This window comes from Streptomyces sp. NPDC004266, from assembly GCF_042874095.1.
Taxonomy (GTDB): Bacteria; Actinomycetota; Actinomycetes; order Streptomycetales; family Streptomycetaceae; genus Streptomyces.
The window spans coordinates 173,360-190,292 of record NZ_JBIAMM010000001.1 but is presented as its reverse complement, the minus strand read 5'-3'; the positions used below and the strand labels follow the sequence as shown (position 1 = coordinate 190,292).

At 71.9% G+C, this 16,933-nt stretch carries 14 protein-coding genes; 1 reads left to right on the top strand and 13 read right to left on the bottom strand.

Annotated elements, in window-relative coordinates:
* Positions 1 to 18 precede the first annotated feature (18 nt).
* From ACFYUZ_RS00765 to ACFYUZ_RS00740, 6 genes are all read right to left on the bottom strand, one after another.
* Complete coding sequence (locus ACFYUZ_RS00765) at positions 19 to 585, bottom strand: hypothetical protein (protein WP_389305062.1); 567 nt, start codon at positions 583 to 585, stop codon at positions 19 to 21.
* 86 nt (positions 586 to 671) lie between these two features.
* Positions 672 to 1,955 carry a glutamate-5-semialdehyde dehydrogenase gene (locus ACFYUZ_RS00760; protein WP_389305060.1) on the bottom strand — a complete coding sequence of 428 codons (1,284 nt, stop codon included), beginning with the start codon at positions 1,953 to 1,955 and terminating at the stop codon, positions 672 to 674.
* A 118-nt stretch (positions 1,956 to 2,073) separates the two neighbouring features.
* Entirely contained in the window at positions 2,074 to 2,565 is a 492-nt protein-coding gene (locus ACFYUZ_RS00755) for a hypothetical protein (protein WP_093876131.1), read from the bottom strand.
* Between the two features lie 151 nt (positions 2,566 to 2,716).
* Positions 2,717 to 3,820, bottom strand: coding sequence for a glutamate 5-kinase (gene proB / locus ACFYUZ_RS00750; protein WP_389306235.1), 1,104 nt, complete (start codon positions 3,818 to 3,820; stop codon positions 2,717 to 2,719).
* 108 nt (positions 3,821 to 3,928) lie between these two features.
* The gene (locus ACFYUZ_RS00745) at positions 3,929 to 4,408 is read right to left on the bottom strand and encodes a GtrA family protein (protein WP_389305058.1); all 480 of its coding nucleotides are present in this window, start codon (positions 4,406 to 4,408) and stop codon (positions 3,929 to 3,931) included.
* Positions 4,408 to 5,403: a glycosyltransferase family 2 protein gene (locus tag ACFYUZ_RS00740; protein WP_389305057.1), complete on the bottom strand. Its 996-nt coding sequence runs from the start codon at positions 5,401 to 5,403 to the stop codon at positions 4,408 to 4,410. Before ACFYUZ_RS00740 ends, ACFYUZ_RS00745 begins: the two co-directional genes overlap by 1 nt.
* Before the next feature lie 260 nt (positions 5,404 to 5,663).
* On the opposite strand from ACFYUZ_RS00740, the gene ACFYUZ_RS00735 reads away from it, so the two are divergent.
* Positions 5,664 to 7,388, top strand: a complete 1,725-nt coding sequence (locus tag ACFYUZ_RS00735) for a hypothetical protein (protein WP_389305056.1) — start codon at positions 5,664 to 5,666, stop codon at positions 7,386 to 7,388.
* A gap of 113 nt (positions 7,389 to 7,501) precedes the next feature.
* Here ACFYUZ_RS00735 and galE read toward each other — a convergent pair whose 3' ends face one another.
* The 7 genes from galE to rplU form a co-directional block, all read right to left on the bottom strand.
* On the bottom strand, positions 7,502 to 8,494 hold the full coding sequence (gene galE, locus ACFYUZ_RS00730; RefSeq protein WP_389305054.1) for a UDP-glucose 4-epimerase GalE: 993 nt from the start codon (positions 8,492 to 8,494) through the stop codon (positions 7,502 to 7,504).
* A gap of 115 nt (positions 8,495 to 8,609) precedes the next feature.
* Positions 8,610 to 9,764 carry a glycosyltransferase gene (locus ACFYUZ_RS00725; RefSeq protein WP_389305052.1) on the bottom strand — a complete coding sequence of 385 codons (1,155 nt, stop codon included), beginning with the start codon at positions 9,762 to 9,764 and terminating at the stop codon, positions 8,610 to 8,612.
* Positions 9,757 to 12,543, bottom strand: coding sequence for a CDP-glycerol glycerophosphotransferase family protein (locus ACFYUZ_RS00720; RefSeq protein ID WP_389305050.1), 2,787 nt, complete (start codon positions 12,541 to 12,543; stop codon positions 9,757 to 9,759). Before ACFYUZ_RS00720 ends, ACFYUZ_RS00725 begins: the two co-directional genes overlap by 8 nt.
* Before the next feature lie 211 nt (positions 12,544 to 12,754).
* Positions 12,755 to 14,392: a glycosyltransferase gene (locus tag ACFYUZ_RS00715; RefSeq protein WP_389305048.1), complete on the bottom strand. Its 1,638-nt coding sequence runs from the start codon at positions 14,390 to 14,392 to the stop codon at positions 12,755 to 12,757.
* Positions 14,393 to 14,572: 180 nt separating this feature from the next.
* Positions 14,573 to 16,012 (bottom strand): GTPase ObgE, encoded by a 1,440-nt coding sequence (gene obgE / locus ACFYUZ_RS00710; protein ID WP_389305046.1) that lies wholly within the window; start codon positions 16,010 to 16,012, stop codon positions 14,573 to 14,575.
* 109 nt (positions 16,013 to 16,121) lie between these two features.
* On the bottom strand, positions 16,122 to 16,376 hold the full coding sequence (gene rpmA / locus ACFYUZ_RS00705) for a 50S ribosomal protein L27 (protein WP_010041940.1): 255 nt from the start codon (positions 16,374 to 16,376) through the stop codon (positions 16,122 to 16,124).
* 14 nt (positions 16,377 to 16,390) lie between these two features.
* A complete protein-coding gene (gene rplU / locus ACFYUZ_RS00700; protein ID WP_030211179.1) occupies positions 16,391 to 16,711 on the bottom strand; it encodes a 50S ribosomal protein L21 in 321 nt (106 codons plus the stop codon).
* Between the last annotated feature and the right edge of the window lie 222 nt (positions 16,712 to 16,933).

Sequence of the window (16,933 nt, the reverse complement as noted above, 5' to 3'; positions counted from 1 at the left end):
CCCGGGGCCGCGGGGCGTCTAGCGGGTCGAGGCCGACCGGGCGGCGGGGGCGGAGGCGTGGGCGGCCGGTGGGGCCGGGTTCGGGTTCGGCGTGTCGACGCCGGTGGTGGCCGGCGGCGGGACCTGGTCCTCGCGGTTGGCGGCGGCACCCCGGTAGACGGCGCTGAAGGCGAGGGCCACCATGCCGACGCCCATGACGAGGGCGAGGACCCAGGCGACGGGCCGGAGCCAGCGGGCGCGGCCCCGGTAGGGGCGCAGGGCCCCGCCGTGGCGGCCGTAGGGGCTGGCGTCGTCGCCGATGTCGTCGGGCTCGTAGGTGAGGCCGGCGGGGTCGTGGCCGTCCTCGTAGGGGTCGTCCTCGACGGATCCGCCGCCGGCGCGGGCGCGGGCCGCCTCCGCCTCGGCACGGGCCTGGGCGGCGGCGAGGAGCCGCTCGACCGCGGTGGGCTCGTGGAGGGTGGCGGCCCTGACGAAGGCCTCGTCGAAGACCACGTCGGCCCAGACCTCGTCGGCGCCTCCGCGGTCGACAGCGTCCTCGGGGTCTCCGCCGTCCTGGAACGGCCTGCCCCCCACGTCGTCCGGCACGGATTCAGAGTAGACCCGGAAGGGGCTTTTGGGCAGGGAGAGCGCGAAGCCTCCCTGCCCGTCCCTCCCCGTACCGAAAGGAGGTGTTACCGCACGTGACCGTCACCGGTGACGATGTACTTGGTCGAGGTCAGCTCCGGAAGGCCCATGGGGCCCCGGGCGTGCAGCTTCTGGGTGGAGATGCCGATCTCGGCGCCGAAGCCGAACTGGCCGCCGTCCGTGAAGCGGGTGGAGGCGTTCACGGCGACCGTGGTGGAGTCGACCAGCTGGGTGAAGCGGCGGGCCGCGGCCTGCGAGGTGGTGACGATGGCCTCGGTGTGGCCGGAGGACCACATCCGGATGTGCTCGACGGCCTTGTCGAGGGAGTCGACGACGGCGGCGGAGATGTCGTACGAGAGGTACTCGGTCTCCCAGTCCTCGGGCGTGGCCGGGACGACGGTGGCCTTGGAGCCCTCGGCGAGGGCGAGGACCCGCTCGTCGGCGTGGACGGTGACGCCGGCCTCGGCGAGGGCCGCGAGGGCCTTGGGCACGAAGGCCTCGGCGACGTCCTGGTGGACGAGGAGGGTCTCGGCGGAGTTGCAGACGCTGACCCGCTGGGCCTTGGAGTTGATCAGGATGTCGACGGCCATGTCGAGGTCGGTCTGGGCGTCGACGTAGACGTGGCAGTTTCCGGTGCCGGTCTCGATGACCGGGACGGTGGACTCCTCGACGACGGTGCGGATGAGGGAGGCTCCGCCGCGCGGGATGAGGACGTCGACGAGGCCCCGGGCGCGCATCAGCTCGTGGACCGACTCGCGGGACTCGCCGGGGACGAGCTGGATCGCGTCGGCGGGGAGTCCGGCGCCGCCGATGGCGTCGCGCAGGACGGTCACCAGGGCGGTGTTGGAGGCGTACGCGGAGGAGGAGCCGCGGAGCAGGACGGCGTTGCCGGACTTCAGGCAGAGGGCGGCGGCGTCGACGGTGACGTTGGGGCGGGCCTCGTAGATGATGCCGACGACGCCGAGCGGGACGCGGATCTGGCGGAGGTCGATGCCGTTGGGGAGGGTCGAGCCGCGGACGACCTCGCCGACGGGGTCGGGCAGCGCGGCGACGTCACGGACGTCGGCGGCGATGGCCCGGACGCGCTCCGGGGTGAGGGTCAGGCGGTCGATGATGGCCTCGCTGGTCCCGGCTTCGCGGGCCTTGGCGATGTCCACGGCGTTGGCTTCGACGATCTCGGCGGTACGGACTTCGAGGGCGTCCGCGATCGCGAGGAGCGCGTCGTCCTTGGCCGCGCGCGGGAGTGGCGCGATTTCGGCGGCGGCGCCACGGGCCCGGTAGGCGGCCCGGGTGACCGGGGAGAGGTTGTCGAGGGGCGTGAGCGAGGTCATGTCCGCAGGGTACTGGCACCGCTGCGGACATCCCTCACGTATCGCGCCCGTATCCCGCACTCCGAGACGTGTCCCCGCCACGATGGCGCGTCTCCGCCTGTCGGCGGGGGCCCGCCCGTCAGTAGGGGTGGACGCCGACCGGGGCGGCGGGCGGCGGGCCGTAGCCCTCCGCGATCCGCTGGTGGTAGGTCTCGCGGTCGATGACCTCCAGCCCCACGATCTCCCAGGGCGGCAGCTTGGCGGTCTGCCGGTGCTCGCCCCACAGGCGCAGGGCGACGGCCGCCGCGTCGTGCAGGTCGCGGGCCTCCTCCCAGTACCGGATCTCGGCGTGGTCGTTGGCGTAGCGGCTGGTCAGCAGGAAGGGGTGGTCGTGGGCCAGCTGTTCGAGCCCGCGGCGCACCTCCTTCAGCGGTGACTCCACGCCCGACACACTGAGAGTGATGTGCCAGAGCTTGGACACCGGCCGTTCCTCACGTGTCTCGGTGGTGGTCTCGGTCTTCCTGTCCGTGGACCTGTGCCGTGCCTCGTCGAAGTCGGCTCCGGCCTCGACACTGGTCAGGGCGCGTTCGGCAGTCCCGCGGGGCGGTGCCCCTGGGCGCGCTCGTCTCACCGGCGGCCTCCTGTGTGATGCGTGTGGTGCTGTACCCCGCCTTGTCTTACCCCCGAGACAAAGTTGACCAGTCCGAGGCGGCACTTGGGGCGGTTTTGGTGAACGTCCCTTCCGGATGGCCAGACTTTCAGCCGTTTCGGCGTCGGCCCCGTCAGCGGATGACGACCAGGTCGTCGCGGTGGACGACCTCGCGTTCGTACTCGGGTCCGAGGTCCTTGGCGAGTTCGTGGGTGGAGCGGCCGAGCATCCGGGGCAGCTCCTTGGCGTCGAAGTTGACGAGGCCGCGGGCGACGGCCCGGCCGGAGGAGTCGCGGAGCTCGACGGGGTCACCGGCCACGAAGTCGCCCTCGACGGCCGCGACACCGGCCGCGAGCAGGGACTTCTTGCCCTCGACGACGGCCCGTACGGCTCCGTCGTCGAGGCTGAGGGAGCCCTGCGGGGTGGAGGCGTGGGCGAGCCAGAGCAACCGGTCGGCGGAGCGGCGGCCGGTGCGGTGGAAGTACGTGCCGGTGTCCCGTCCGGCGAGGGCGTCGGCGGCGCGGCTCGCGGAGGTGAGGACCACCGGGATGCCGGCGGCGGCGGCGATCCGGGCGGCCTCGACCTTGGTGACCATGCCGCCGGTGCCGACGCCCGCCTTGCCGGCCGAGCCGATCTCGACGTGGGCGATGTCCGAGGGGCCGGTGACCTGCGTGATCCGCGAGGTGCCGGGCTTGGAGGGGTCGCCGTCGTACAGTCCGTCGACGTCGGAGAGCAGCACGAGCAGGTCGGCGCGGACGAGGTGGGCGACGAGGGCGGCGAGCCGGTCGTTGTCGCCGAAGCGGATCTCGTCGGTGGCGACGGTGTCGTTCTCGTTGACGACGGGGAGCGCGCCCATGGCGAGGAGCTGGTCCAGGGTCCGGTACGCGTTGCGGTAGTGGGCGCGCCGGCTGGTGTCGTCGGTGGTGAGGAGGACCTGGCCGACGCGGACGCCGTAGCGGGCGAAGGAGGCGGTGTAGCGGGCGACGAGGAGGCCCTGGCCGACGCTGGCGGCGGCCTGCTGGCGGGCGAGGTCCTTGGGGCGGCGGGTGAGGCCGAGCGGTGCGAGTCCCGCGGCGATGGCGCCGGAGGACACGAGGACGATCTCCTTCTCGCCACCGCTGCGGACCTTGGCGAGGACGTCGACGAGGGCGTCGACGCGGTCGGCGTCGAGGCCTCCGGAGGCGGTGGTGAGCGAGGAGGAGCCGACCTTGACGACGATCCTGCGGGCCTCCGTCACGTACTGCCTTGCCACGTCCGTCTGTCCCGTCACCTGCGTCGCCACCTGCGTCGTCCTCACTCGGCTGTCCCACGCGCCGCGCGCTCCCCGCCGCGGCTGCCAGGCAATCTACGCGAGCCGGGAGGTCTGCCGCTCGTCCGTTTCGCTTCCTGGACCGGAGTCGGCGGCGGGTCCGGCGGTTCCGCGGGGCACCAGGATCCGCTGGGATATCAGGTAGGTGAACGGGATCGCGACGACGGCCGCGACGAGTGGCGCGATCCTGTCGTCCATTCCGGCCCATGTGACGAGGGCGTAGAGACCGACGCTCTGGACGAGGTAGTTGGTGACGTTGGTGAGCGGGAAGAGGGCGAACTTCTTCCATGTCGGCCGGGTGCGGTAGGTGAAGTAGGTGTTGAGGAAGAAGGAGCCGACCATGCTGAGGAGGAAGGCGAGGGAGTACGCGGCGAAGTACGGCATCCAGGGGTGCAGGAGCAGGTAACAGCCGAAGAACGTCCCGGTGTTGACGCCGCCGACCAGGGCGAAGCGGAGGATCTCCGCGAGCCGGGCCCGTCGCGCGTCCCGCGCACCACCGGGGCGCGTCGGCCCCATCAGCGCTCCCGCTCGGCGGTCACGACGCGGATCCGTTCGGCGGCGGCACGCTCGGCGGCGGCGCGGCCGAAGGAGCGGTGGGTCTCCTTCACGAGGAAGTGCGGCCGGCGCTTCGTCTCGTAGTAGATGCGGCCGATGTACTCGCCGATCAGTCCCAGCATCACCATCTGCACGCCCCCGAGCCCCACGATGATCGCGACCAGGGTGACGTAGCCGGGAGCGGTGACGCCCTGGGTGATCGCGGCGACGGTCACCCAGACGGCGTAGAGGGCGGCGAGGCCGGTGAGCATCATGCCGAGCCAGAGGGCGATGCGCAGCGGACGGTTGTTGAAGGAGATCAGCCCGTCCATGCCGTAGTTGAGCAGGGAGCTGAACTTCCACTTCGTCTCGCCGCCCTCGCGCGCGGCGTTCCGGTAGTCGAAGGTGACGGTGTCGAAGCCGATCCAGGAGAAGAGGCCCTTGGAGAAGCGGTTGTACTCGGGCAGCGACAGCAGGGCGTCGACGGCGGGCCGGGAGAGGAGACGGAAGTCGCCGACGCCGTCGGCGAGTTCGACGTCCACCCAACGGTTCACGGCACGGTAGTACACACGGCTGAGCGCCGTACGGACCTTCTTGTCGCCCTCGCGGGTGCGCCGCGCCATCACCTGGTCGTGGCCCTGGTGGTAGAGGTCGAGCATGCGTCCGAGCAGCTCGGGCGGGTGCTGGAGGTCGGCGTCCATGATGACGACGGCGTCACCGGTGGATTTGCGCAGGCCGGCGAGCATGGCGGCCTCCTTGCCGAAGTTGCGGCTGAAGGAGGCGTACTGGGTGTGCTGCGGGTGGCGGGCGGCGATCTCGCGCAGCTTCCCCAGCGTTCCGTCGGAGCTTCCGTCGTCGACGTAGCAGATCTCGTATCCGACCGGGAGTGCGTCGAGCACGTGTCGCATCCGCGTGTCGAAGCGCTCGATGACGTCCTCCTCGTTGAAGCAGGGGACGACGACGGAAAGCCTGGTCATGGAACGGTCACTCCAGAGGGATGGGCGAGAGTACGTCCTGAAGGACTGGAAGGACCGCCACCGGACTCTCCTTCGAGCAGCGCGGCCACGGTACGGCTGGGCGGTGACCGCCCGGCGGCGCCGGAGTGACCGCCCTCGGTCGGCATGTCGTCCATGAAGCAAAGCATGTGGGGAAGATATTGGTATACGTGGCATTTTCACCCGATCGTCACTCATAGGGGCGACATGCCACGGACCTTGGCCGGCTGGAGCGATGACCGTTGAGCAGGACCACCATCTCGGAGCACGGTGACGCGCGGATGCCGAACGACGAGCAGAACGGCAACGACGGAGACGACGGACAGGACACCGGTGGCACCGAGGGGACGGGGGACGCCGCCGGACGCCGGGAGGGGCTGCTGCAGGTACTGCCCTGGATCGCGCTCGTCGTCGCCGCCGGGGCCGGGGTGCTGCTCTCGGTCGGCGCCTTCCTCGGCGTCTACGTACGTCCCACGTCGGACGACTGGTGCGCCCTGTGGAAGGCCCGCGACATGGGGGTCCTGGGGATCACCTCGGACTTCTACCGCACCCAGAACGGACGCGTCACCAACGCCTTCCTCACCGGTCTCCTCTACTCCGACGGCATGCGGGGCCCCAAGCTGCTGCCCGCCTTCCTGATCCTCGCGCTGGGCACGGGACTGTTCCTCCTCGCCCGCACCGCCCTGCGCTCGCTGCGCCGGGCCACGGGCGCGGACGCGGGCGCCGGGTCCGCCGCACCGGCCCCCGCGCGACGGCCCGCCGATCCGTCCACGGTGCCGCTCGTGGCCGCGACGGCGCTCATCACCGCGCTGCTGTTCTTCGCCGGCACCCGCTCGTACCAGGTGCTGCTCTGGGCGCCTGCGACGATCTCCCACACCCTGCCGAGCGTGATCGGCGTCTGGACCGTGCTCGGCGCGGTCCGCGCGGCGCGCGGCGGCGCGCGGTGGGCCAGGGGCGCGGCGGTGGGGTCGGCGCTCCTGATCGGGGCGGCGCTCGGCATGCTGAGCGAACCGTTCGCCCTGGTGGCCGGGGTGTTCTCGGTCACCGTGGGGGTCCTCTGCCTGCCCCGGTTCGGCTGGGCCCGGGACCGGTACGTGTCCACCTGGTGCGCGGCGGCCTGCCTCGGGCTCCTCACCGGCCTCGTCCTTCTCTACACCTCGCCCGGAGCGCGCTGGCGGCGGTCCCAGCACCCGCCGGAGCCGCTGTCGGCCGCGACCGTCGGGGAGACCTTCCACGACTGGTGGCGCCTCTGGCAGACGATCGGCGGCCAGTGGGCGTATCTGGGCGCCCTCGCCGTCGGCGCGCTGCTCGGCCTGGCGCTCGCCTCCCGGCCCGAGGGAGCCACCCGCCCAGGGGGAGCCTCCCGGCAGGAGAACGGCCCCGCCCGGCAGGAGAACGGCCCCGCCCGGCAGAAGAGCGACGGCGCCCGCCGGGACGCCCCGTCACTCCCCCCGCGCGCGCTGTTCCGCGTGGCGGTGCTCCTGCCGCTGCCGCTGATCGGCCTCGCCGCGCTGGGAGTGGTCTTCGGGCTGCGCAGCGGCTACGGGGACACCGGCTGGACCTACGGCCGCACCTGGACGAGCTTCCTGCTTCCGCTGCTGATCGCCCTCTGCGCCTACGGGGCGTGGGGCGGCCTGCTCCTGGGGCGGCGCCTGTCGGCGACCCCGCGCCCCGCCGGACGCGCCGCCCTCCTCGTGGCGGTCGGCACGGTCGCCGTCGGCAGCACGGCCGCCCTGGTGCAGCCGGTGCACGCGCTGACCACGAGCACGGTGGTGCGCTCCGTCGCCTGGGACCGTCAGAACTCCCGCATCCGGGGCGAGGTGGCGGCGGGAGCCCGTGAGGTCGCGTACAGGCCGCTCCTCATCGGCGGCCTCACCGAGCCCCTCTTCGCGTCCACGTACGAGCGGGACTGGGCGGCTCAGTGCACGGCCACGTACTACGGCGTGGACCGCATCCACCGGCCCTGAGACCGGGCCCGCCCCGCCCCGCCCCGCCCCGGCATGTCTCCCGGCGGGAGGCCCGGGCACGCGCGGGAGGGGTGCCCCGGACCGGGGCACCCCTCCTGCGTGCGACGCGGGTGTCAGACGGCCACGCGGGCCGCGCGGTTGACGCCCCAGCCCTCCCAGGCGGAGCTGATCATGGAGCGGACGTCGTGCTGCGCCTTCCAGCCGAGCTCCGACTCGATGCGCTCGGCCGAGGCGACCACGCGGGCCGGGTCGCCCGGGCGGCGCGGGGTGACGACGGGCTCGACGCTGTGACCGGTGACCTCGTTGATGAGGTTCACCATCTCGCGCACCGACACGCCCTCGCCGCGCCCGATGTTCAGGGTCAGCGTGGCCGTCTCGCCGCGCTCGGCCGCCGCGGCGAGCGAGCGGGCCGCGGCGAGGTGGGCGCTCGCGATGTCGGCGACGTGGATGTAGTCACGGATGCAGGTGCCGTCCGGCGTCGGGTAGTCGTCGCCGAAGATGCGGGGGGACTCGCCGGCGTCGAGGCGCTCGAAGACCATCGGCACCAGGTTGAAGACGCCGGTGTCGGCGAGCTCCGGGGCCGCCGCGCCCGCCACGTTGAAGTACCGCAGGCAGGCCGTGGACAGGCCGTGGGCCTGGCCGACGGCGCGGGCCATCCACTCGCCGACGAGCTTCGTCTCGCCGTACGGGCTGAGCGGCAGGCACTCGGTGTCCTCGGTGACGAGGTCCACGTCGGGCATGCCGTAGACGGAGGCGGAGGAGGAGAAGAGGAAGCTCTTCACACCGGCCGAGGCCGCCGCGTCGAGGATCGTCTGCAGACCCGTCACGTTCTCGTGGTAGTAGAACAGCGGCTTCTCGACCGACTCGCCGACCTGCTTCTTGCCGGCCAGGTGGACGATGCCCGTGATCCGGTGCTCGCGCAGCACCCGGTCGAGGAACGCGCGGTCCAGGACCGTGCCCTCCTCCAGGACGATGCCCTCGGGGACCCGCGCCGGGTTGCCGGTGCTGAGGTCGTCGACCACGACGACGTGCTCGCCGCCCTCGGTCATTGCTTTGACGACGTGGGAACCGATGTAACCGGCGCCGCCGGTGATGAGCCAGGTCATTCCGACAGTGTAGCCACAGCCTCAGGGCCTCCCGGAGGCTCCGGAAGTGGCCCCGGACACGCCGGAAGCCCCGCCCGGACACAGGGTCGGGCGGGGCTTCCGGCGTTCCGGGGGACTAGCGCTCGATCTCCTCGAACGCCGCCTCCCACTGGTCGAGGACGTGCGGCAGCGCCAGGTGCGCGACGTGCTCACGGCCCGCCTTGCCGTACCGCCGGCGCATCGCGTCGTCGTCCATCAGCTCACCGAGCGCGGCGGCGAGCCCCGGCACGTCGGCCGGCGGCACCAGGGTGCCCGAGACGCCGTCCGCGACGAGCTCCCGGACTCCGCCGGAGACGTCGAAGCTGACGCACGGCACGCCGCAGGCGGCGGCCTCGGCCAGCGCCATCGGGCGGCCCTCGCGCTCACTGCTGATCGCGACGACGGACAGCTCGCGGTAGGCGGCGGCCATGTCCTGCGCCGTGCCGCGGAAGACGACCTGGTCGGCGACGCCGAGGTCCTCGGCGCGCATCCGGAGCTCGCCCTCCAGCGGGCCCTCGCCGAAGAGGTGCAGCTCCCAGCCGTCGCGGCCCTGGTGGGCCTGCGCGAAGGCCTCGATCATGCGGTCGTACCGCTTGATCGGGTCGAGCCGGCCGACCGCGCCGATCTTGCGGGTGTCGAGCGGGGCGAGCTCGTCCGGGAAGAACGGCAGCGGGTTCGGCATGACGCGCACGTTGGGCACGCGCTGGTTGACGAACTCGACGGCGTCGCCCTCGGAGAGCACCAGGGTCTGCTCGAGCTCCGGGTAGTGACGGCGGATCAGGCCCAGGTTGGCGCTCCGCTTCGCCTGCGCGAAGGACTCGTGGTACTGGCCGATTCCCTTGAGGTGACGCCACTTCAGCGGCATGACCCAGTCGACCGCCCACGGCGAGCCGAAGACGATGTAGCCGTCCTTCACCTCGGCCAGCTTCCGCTCGAACTCCGCCCGCGCGTTGTCGCGGTCGGCCCGGGCGCGTCGGGCCTCGGCGCGCCGCGCCAGGCTGATCCGGTCGCCGACCGTGCGCACGGGCGGCTTGGGCTCGGAGGGGGCCGGGTAGAGCGTCGAGTGTCCGTACGTGCGCGTGGCGTTGTACGGGAACGGCTCGGGGCTCGGCCGGATGCCGATCAGCTCGACGCGGTGGCCGCGCTCCCCCATGCCCTGGGCGAGGGTGTGCAGCACCCGCTGGGATCCACCCATCGAGTCGACGTCGATGCCGACGAAGAACACGTTGCGGACAGGGGAGGCCTCAGTCATGGGTGCCGCCTTCGAAAAAAGCATCGACCACCATCTTGCTGGCGTGGCCGGTCTCGTACGAGCAGAACATTTCCTGGAAGCGCGCGTACCGCTCGGCGTGGCGCTCCTGGGTGCCCTCCAGGTCCCGCACGGCGGCGGCGAGGTCCTCGGTGGTCGTCACCATCGGGCCGGGCGCGATCTCCTCGAGGTCGTAGTACGTGCCGCGGTCGCCGCCCTTGTACGCCTCGTAGTCGTCCGTGTAGAGGATGATCGGACGGCCGGTGTTGGCGTAGTCGAACATCAGCGACGAGTAGTCCGTGAGGACCGCGTCCGAGGCCAGCATCACGTCGTTGATGTCGGCGTAGGAGGAGCCGTCGCGCAGGAAGTGGCCCAGCTCCGGAGCGATCTTGAACCGGTCGTACGGGTGGGTCCGCACGACGATGATCCACTGGTCGGACAGGTGCGGGGCCAGCTCCTCCAGGTCCACCCGCACCGACTGTCCGGTGCGGCGGGCCGCGTCACGGAACGTCGGGGCGTACAGCAGGACCTTCTTGTCGGCCGGGATGTCCAGGGCCTCGCGGACGGCGTTGGCCCTGGCCTGCTGCTCGGGCTCGGCCCAGCGCACCAGCACGTCGTTGCGCGGGTAGCCGGAGCGGATCAGGTCGGCCGAGACCTCGAAGGCCGGGACGAAGGTCCGCTCGAACTCGGCGCTCGGGCAGACGAGGGCGTCCCAGCGGCCGACGGCGGCGCGGAAGCGCCCCTTCTCGATCTCCGACGCGGCGCGCAGCGAGGGCACGTCGAAGCCCATCGCCTTGAAGGTCTGGCCGTGCCAGGTCTGGAGGTACCGGGTGCCCTTCGGCTTCGGGTACAGGTACGGCAGGTTGTGCGAGTCGACCCAGTAGCTGGCACGGGCCAGCGCGCGTCCGTACGCGAAGCTGCCGCGCCTGACGAGGGTGACGTCCTCCGGGAAGGAGGAGCGGTCGCCGGAGTACGACCAGACCACGTCGATCGGGAGGTTGCGGCGCTTGAGCTCCTCGTAGATGTAGCGCGGGCTGTCCGCGTAGCCGCGGCCCTCGAGGGCCTCGAACACGGCGAGCTGGCGCTTGCGGCGCGGGAGCTTGGACACGGCGTCGTACGCGGTGGCCTTGCCCTCGTTGCCGACGAGGATCTTCCTGACCTTGCCGACCTTCCCCTTGGCCTTGCGGGCGACGGGGCCGAGCGGTTCGAGCGACTTCAGGACGCCGGACCGCTGCCAGGTGACCTCGAGGCGTCCGGCGCCCTTCTGCTCCGCCCTGATGCGGAGGTGGTGGATGCCGAACCGGTGGTACGTGACGGTGGCGCGGAAGTCCGGCTGGTCGTGCGCGGCCAGCAGGATGTCCGTGCGACGGGCGCCGTCGCGCTCCAGGGCGACCACCGGGTGGCGGCGGGTCGCCACGCCGACCTTGCCGACGGGCACCTTGCGGAAGTCGAGCGCGACCTTGGAGACGTACTGCCCCTCGCCCTGCGGGCGGAGGTCCAGCGGCACCGTGAGCGGCGTCTTGTGCGCGGCGAGCTTGACCGAGGCCTTGGTGTCCTCGGTGACCAGACCGGCCGGGTCGTACGTGTGGATCTCCAGGTGCAGGACCGGGCCCCGCATCGACACGGACGTCAGCTCGTGCCGGATGCGGCCGGTGGCGAGCACCTGCTCGCGCATGTACCACTCGCTGATGTCCAGCGCGTCGCGGCTCGCGTCGTCGGCGGGGGCGACGGCGCCCCAGTAGGTGACGCCGTCCTCCTCCGTCACGAAACGCGGGGCGAGCTGCGGCCGGCCCAGCTGGCGTGCGGCGACGTGGAGTTCCTCCAGGCGGCCGGTGCGCAGCAGGTGGATGCAGATGCGCTCCTCGCGGGAGAGCCGGGCGTAGGTCTCGTCGGAGATCTCGTCCAGGTACGGGTTCACCACGTCGGCGAACTCGGCGACCCATTCGAGGTCACGGAACGGCAGGTCGCCCAGGTACAGGCGGAAGTCGTGGCGGAGGAACTTGTAGTCCTTCTCCGCGCGCAGCTCCCCGCGGCCGTTCTCCTCGAACCAGGTGTCGATGAGCCGGGCCACGCCGATGCGGTCCGCGACGTTCTGGATCTTGTGCCGGCTGGAGGAGATGGAGACGCTCTCCGGCGCGAGGCGCCAGGTGTAGACCGACCACGGGACGACGGCGAAGGACTCCGCGAGCGAGAAGGCCTGCGCGGAGAACAGCTGGTCCTCGTAGTGGATGCCCTCGGGGAAGGTGAGGGCGTTGTCCCGGATGAAGGCGGTCCGGTAGAGCTTGTTCGTCGACAGGTGGTCGAAGAAGTACTCCGGCGCCTCGGCGATGCCGTTGACGACCCGCTTCTCGGTGAAGAGGTGCGGGTACCAGAGGCCGGTGGTGTTCGACTCCTCGAAGAGGCGGGTCACCTCACCGGTGACGAAGTCGACCCCGGTCTCCTCGGCGACGAGGAGCAGGCTCTTGCAGGCGTGGCGGGGCAGCTCGTCGTCGCTGTCCAGGAACATGATGTGCGGGGCGCGGGCGACCGCGATGCCGCGGTTGCGGGGCGCGCTGCAGCCACCGCTGTTCTGCTCCAGCCGCACGTAGCGCACGCGCGGGTCGGAGGCCTCCAGAGAACGCGCGACCCCCTCGGTCCCATCGGTCGAACAGTCGTCGGCGATGATCACTTCGAGGTTGTTCAGGGTCTGGTCGAGCACGGACCGGACCGCTCGCGGGAGCCGCTCCTCATCGTTGTAAACGATGATGACGACGCTCACATCAGGGATGTCGCTGGTCGGCATCCAAGTCCTCTCAAACAAGTGCGGCCGGCGAGATCTGGCACGCGTTCCGGCCAGGCGCGGCGCTGCCTGCGCCATGGTCGATGACGCGCTACCGCCTTCAGTGGTGAAGGGTGCCGCCCCCACATGTTCGACGAGCGCCACCCGGCGACCGGAAAGACTACCCGGCGGGAGGAATTGTTTCATACCTGCCCACCCGGGCCTCCGGTGATGTTCACCGCATCGCGAACAGCCTCTTGAAGCGGCCGGAGACCACCTGCCGCGCGCCGACCGCGCCGCCCGCGAAGCGGAGGACGAGCCCCCGGCGCGCCGAGGCCACGACCTGGACGAGCAGCACCCGGCCCAGTCGCCCGAGGACCATTCCGCGCCGTCCCACGAACCCCTGCGGGGTCCTGACCTCGGCGTCCCCGGTCGAGCCGTCCGCGTACCGCAGTTCGGCACGGAGCGACCAGGCGGCGAGCCGGCCCGCGCGGAGCAGCTTCGCGGTCGGCAGCGAGACGGTGGCCGTCCAGCCCTCCTCCGCGGGGAGCAGCGGCGCGTCGAGCGACAGCTCCGCCGCCGAGACCCGCTCCGTGAACACCACGCGGACGGCGGTGGGCCCCAGTTCGGCGACACGCCCGTAGAGATCGTGGACGGTCAGGGTCAGCCGGGTCGACGCCCCGACGGTCACGGAACCGTCCACGGCCACGGGCAGCCGCGCGGGCGCGAGCTCCGCGAGACCTTCCAGGGGTACGTCGGCGGGCGCGGCGGACAGCACCGGGGCGCCGTCCTCGCCGCGCGGGTACGGCGGCACGAGCCGGGGCAGGGGCGCGGCCAGCTCGACGAAGCGGGTCAGCTCCCGTCCCTCGGGCACGGCGGGGAGGGCCGCGAGCCCGGCGTGCAGCCAACGGCCCGGAGCCTGGGCGTCCAGGACCGCGGCGGCCTCGAAGCCGGCCAGGTGCGCGCGGGTGGCCGTCCACCAGTCGGCCCGGTAGGCGGGGGTCCGCTGCGGCAGCTCGCGCAGGTACATGGGGAGGTCGTAGTCGAGGAACTTCGTCTGCGCTGCGCGGGCCAGCGCGGGCCGTCCCGCCGCGCGGAAGACCTCGACGACGGCGGCGTGCGCGGCGATCCGGTGCTCCCAGTTGGCCAGGGAGGCGCGGCGCAGCGAGATGGAGAGGGTCGCGGCCCGCCGCCGCACGTGCCACACGTACACGGGCACGTCGGTGACGGCGAGCCGGGGGGCGGCGGCCTGCACCCGGGCGCTGAAGACGAAGTCCTCGTAGTGGAAGGCGCCGTCGGGGAAGCGGATGGCGTGCCGGTCGAGGAAGTCCCGGCGGTAGAGCTTGTTGACGGAGAGGGTGTCGAGGACGAACTCCGGGTGGCCCTCGACGCCGTCGAGGACGGTGCCGGGGAGCGTGGCGCCCTGGGAGACGTCGTACAGCGAGGGGGCCCAGACGGTCTCACGGCCCTCGGGGAGCTCGCGCCGCACGCAGATCCCCGCGACGACGTCGGCGCTCCGCTCGGAGGCGACGGCGAGCAGGCCGTCGACGGCGCCGGGCAGCAGCAGGTCGTCGCTGTCGAGGAACAGGACGTACGGGTGGACGGCGGCGGCGATGCCGTCGTTGCGGGGGGTGCCGCAGCCGCCGCTGTTCTCCCGCCGGATCAGCGGGCGCACCCGCGGGTCGTCGGCGAAGCCGGCGAGGACCTCGGGCGTGTCGTCCCCGGAGGCGTCGTCGACGACGACGACCTCGCCGACCGCCTCGCCCTGCGCGAGCGCGGAGCGGACGGCGTCGCCGACGTGCGCCGCGTCGTTGTACGCGATGACGACGACACTGACGCGCGCGGCGGCCTGCGGCCGGGGGGTCTCACTCACCCGTGAATCCTACGTGGCCCCCGGACGGCCCCCGGGCGGCCCGCTCCCGTACGGAACCGGCCGGGCACCCCAAGGGCGCCCGGCCGATGACCGCCGGCGGAGGGCCGGCATGCGCCCCCCCCCGGGGGGCGGCCCGGGAGATCCCGCGCCGCCCCGCCCACCGGAACGGGGCGGACCCGCCTAGAACGGGTCGAACTCGTCGTACTCGCGCTGCGCGTCGTCGCGCTCCGCCTGCTTGTCGCGACGGCGCTGCGCGGCCGGACGCGGGGCCTCCAGACGGTGGTCCTCACCGCGGCGGCCGAGCATCTCGGCGCCGGCCATCATGGTGGGCTCCCAGTCGAAGACGACCGCGTTGTCCTCGGAGCCGATCGCGACGCCGTCGCCCGCGCGGGCACCGGCCTTCATCAGCTCCTCCTCGACGCCGAGGCGGTTGAGGCGGTCGGCCAGGTAGCCCACGGCCTCGTCGTTGTTGAAGTCGGTCTGGCGGACCCAGCGCTCCGGCTTCTCGCCGCGCACCCGGTAGACCTCTTCGTGCTCGTCGTACGTGACGGTGAAGCCGGCGTCGTCGACCGCCTTCGGACGGATGACGATCCGGGTCGCCTCCTCCTTCGGCTTGGCCGCGCGCGCCTCGGCGACGATGCCGGCGAGGGCGAAGGAGAGCTCCTTCAGACCCGTACGGGCGACGGCGGAGACCTCGAAGACCTGGTAGCCGCGCTCCTCCAGGTCCGGGCGGATCATGTCCGCGAGGTCCTGGCCGTCCGGGATGTCGATCTTGTTGAGGACGACGATCCGGGGCCGGTCCTCCAGGCCGCCGTACTGCTTGAGCTCCTCCTCGATGACGTCGAGGTCGCTGACCGGGTCGCGCTCCGACTCCAGCGTCGCCGTGTCGAGGACGTGGACGAGGACCGAGCAGCGCTCGACGTGGCGGAGGAACTCCAGGCCGAGGCCGCGGCCCTGGCTGGCGCCCGGGATCAGACCCGGCACGTCGGCGATCGTGTAGACGGTCGAGCCGGCCGTGACCACGCCGAGGTTCGGGACGAGCGTGGTGAAGGGGTAGTCCGCGATCTTCGGCTTGGCGGCCGACAGGACGGAGATGAGCGAGGACTTGCCGGCGCTCGGGTAGCCCACGAGCGCCACGTCGGCGACGGTCTTGAGCTCCAGGACGATGTCCCGGGCCTCGCCGGGCTCGCCGAGGAGGGCGAAGCCGGGGGCCTTGCGGCGGGCCGAGGCCAGCGCGGCGTTGCCGAGGCCGCCGCGACCGCCCTGACCGGCGATGAAGGTGGTGCCCTGACCGACCAGGTCGGCGAGGACGTTGCCCTTCTTGTCGAGGACGACGGTGCCGTCGGGCACGGTCAGGACCAGGTCCTGGCCGTCCTTGCCGGAGCGGTTGTCGCCGGCGCCGGGCTGCCCGTTGGTGGCCTTGCGGTGCGGGGAGTGGTGGTACTCGAGGAGGGTGGTGACCGACTGGTCGACGACCAGGATCACATCGCCGCCACGGCCGCCGTTGCCGCCGTCGGGGCCGCCGAGCGGCTTGAACTTCTCCCGGTGTACGGAGGCGCAGCCGTGGCCCCCGTTACCCGCGGCGACGTGCAGCTCGACGCGGTCCACGAAGGTGGTCATGGTTCTGTGCCTCCAGAGAATTACGGGTGGAATGTCTATCTAGTAACACGCGAAAGGCGGACCCTCTTCCCTTCCGGGAAGTGAGGTCCGCCTCCGCAAAGAGTTCCGATCAGGCGACCGGAACGATGTTCACGACCTTGCGGCCACGGTGGGTGCCGAACTGCACCGAACCGGCCTGCAGGGCGAACAGCGTGTCGTCGCCGCCACGGCCGACGCCCGCGCCCGGGTGGAAGTGGGTGCCGCGCTGGCGGACCAGGATCTCACCCGCGTTGACGACCTGACCGCCGAAGCGCTTCACGCCGAGCCGCTGGGCGTTGGAATCGCGACCGTTCCGGGTGGACGATGCGCCCTTCTTGTGTGCCATTGCTCAGTCCCTCTTTACTTCGCGGCCGTCGGGATCGCGGTGACCTTGATCGCCGTGTACTGCTGACGGTGACCCTGGCGACGGCGGTAGCCGGTCTTGTTCTTGTAGCGCAGGATGTCGATCTTGGCGCCCTTGTGGTGATCCACGACCTCGGCCTCGACCTTGATGCCGGCCAGGACCCACGGGTCGCTGGTCACGGCGTCGCCGTCGACAACGAGCAGGGTCGAGAGCTCGACCGTGTCGCCAACCTTGGCAGTGGAAATCTTGTCAACCTCAACGATGTCGCCGACAGCAACCTTGTGCTGGCGACCACCGCTGCGCACGATGGCGTACACGCGGATCTCTCTCTCACTCGGGATGAAACCTCTGACGCCAGCCACTCACACGGGCCCGGGGGCCCGTGGCGTTCCGGAATCGGACGAGCGGCCTCTCCCGGCGAGCGGGAGGGAGGTGCTCAGAGGCGCGGCGTGTCGTCAGACACGCCGACGGTCTAGGTTACGGGCGGCCGCCTCGGAGGGTCAAATTCGCCCGTGCGGTGCGGGCCGCCTCCCCGGACG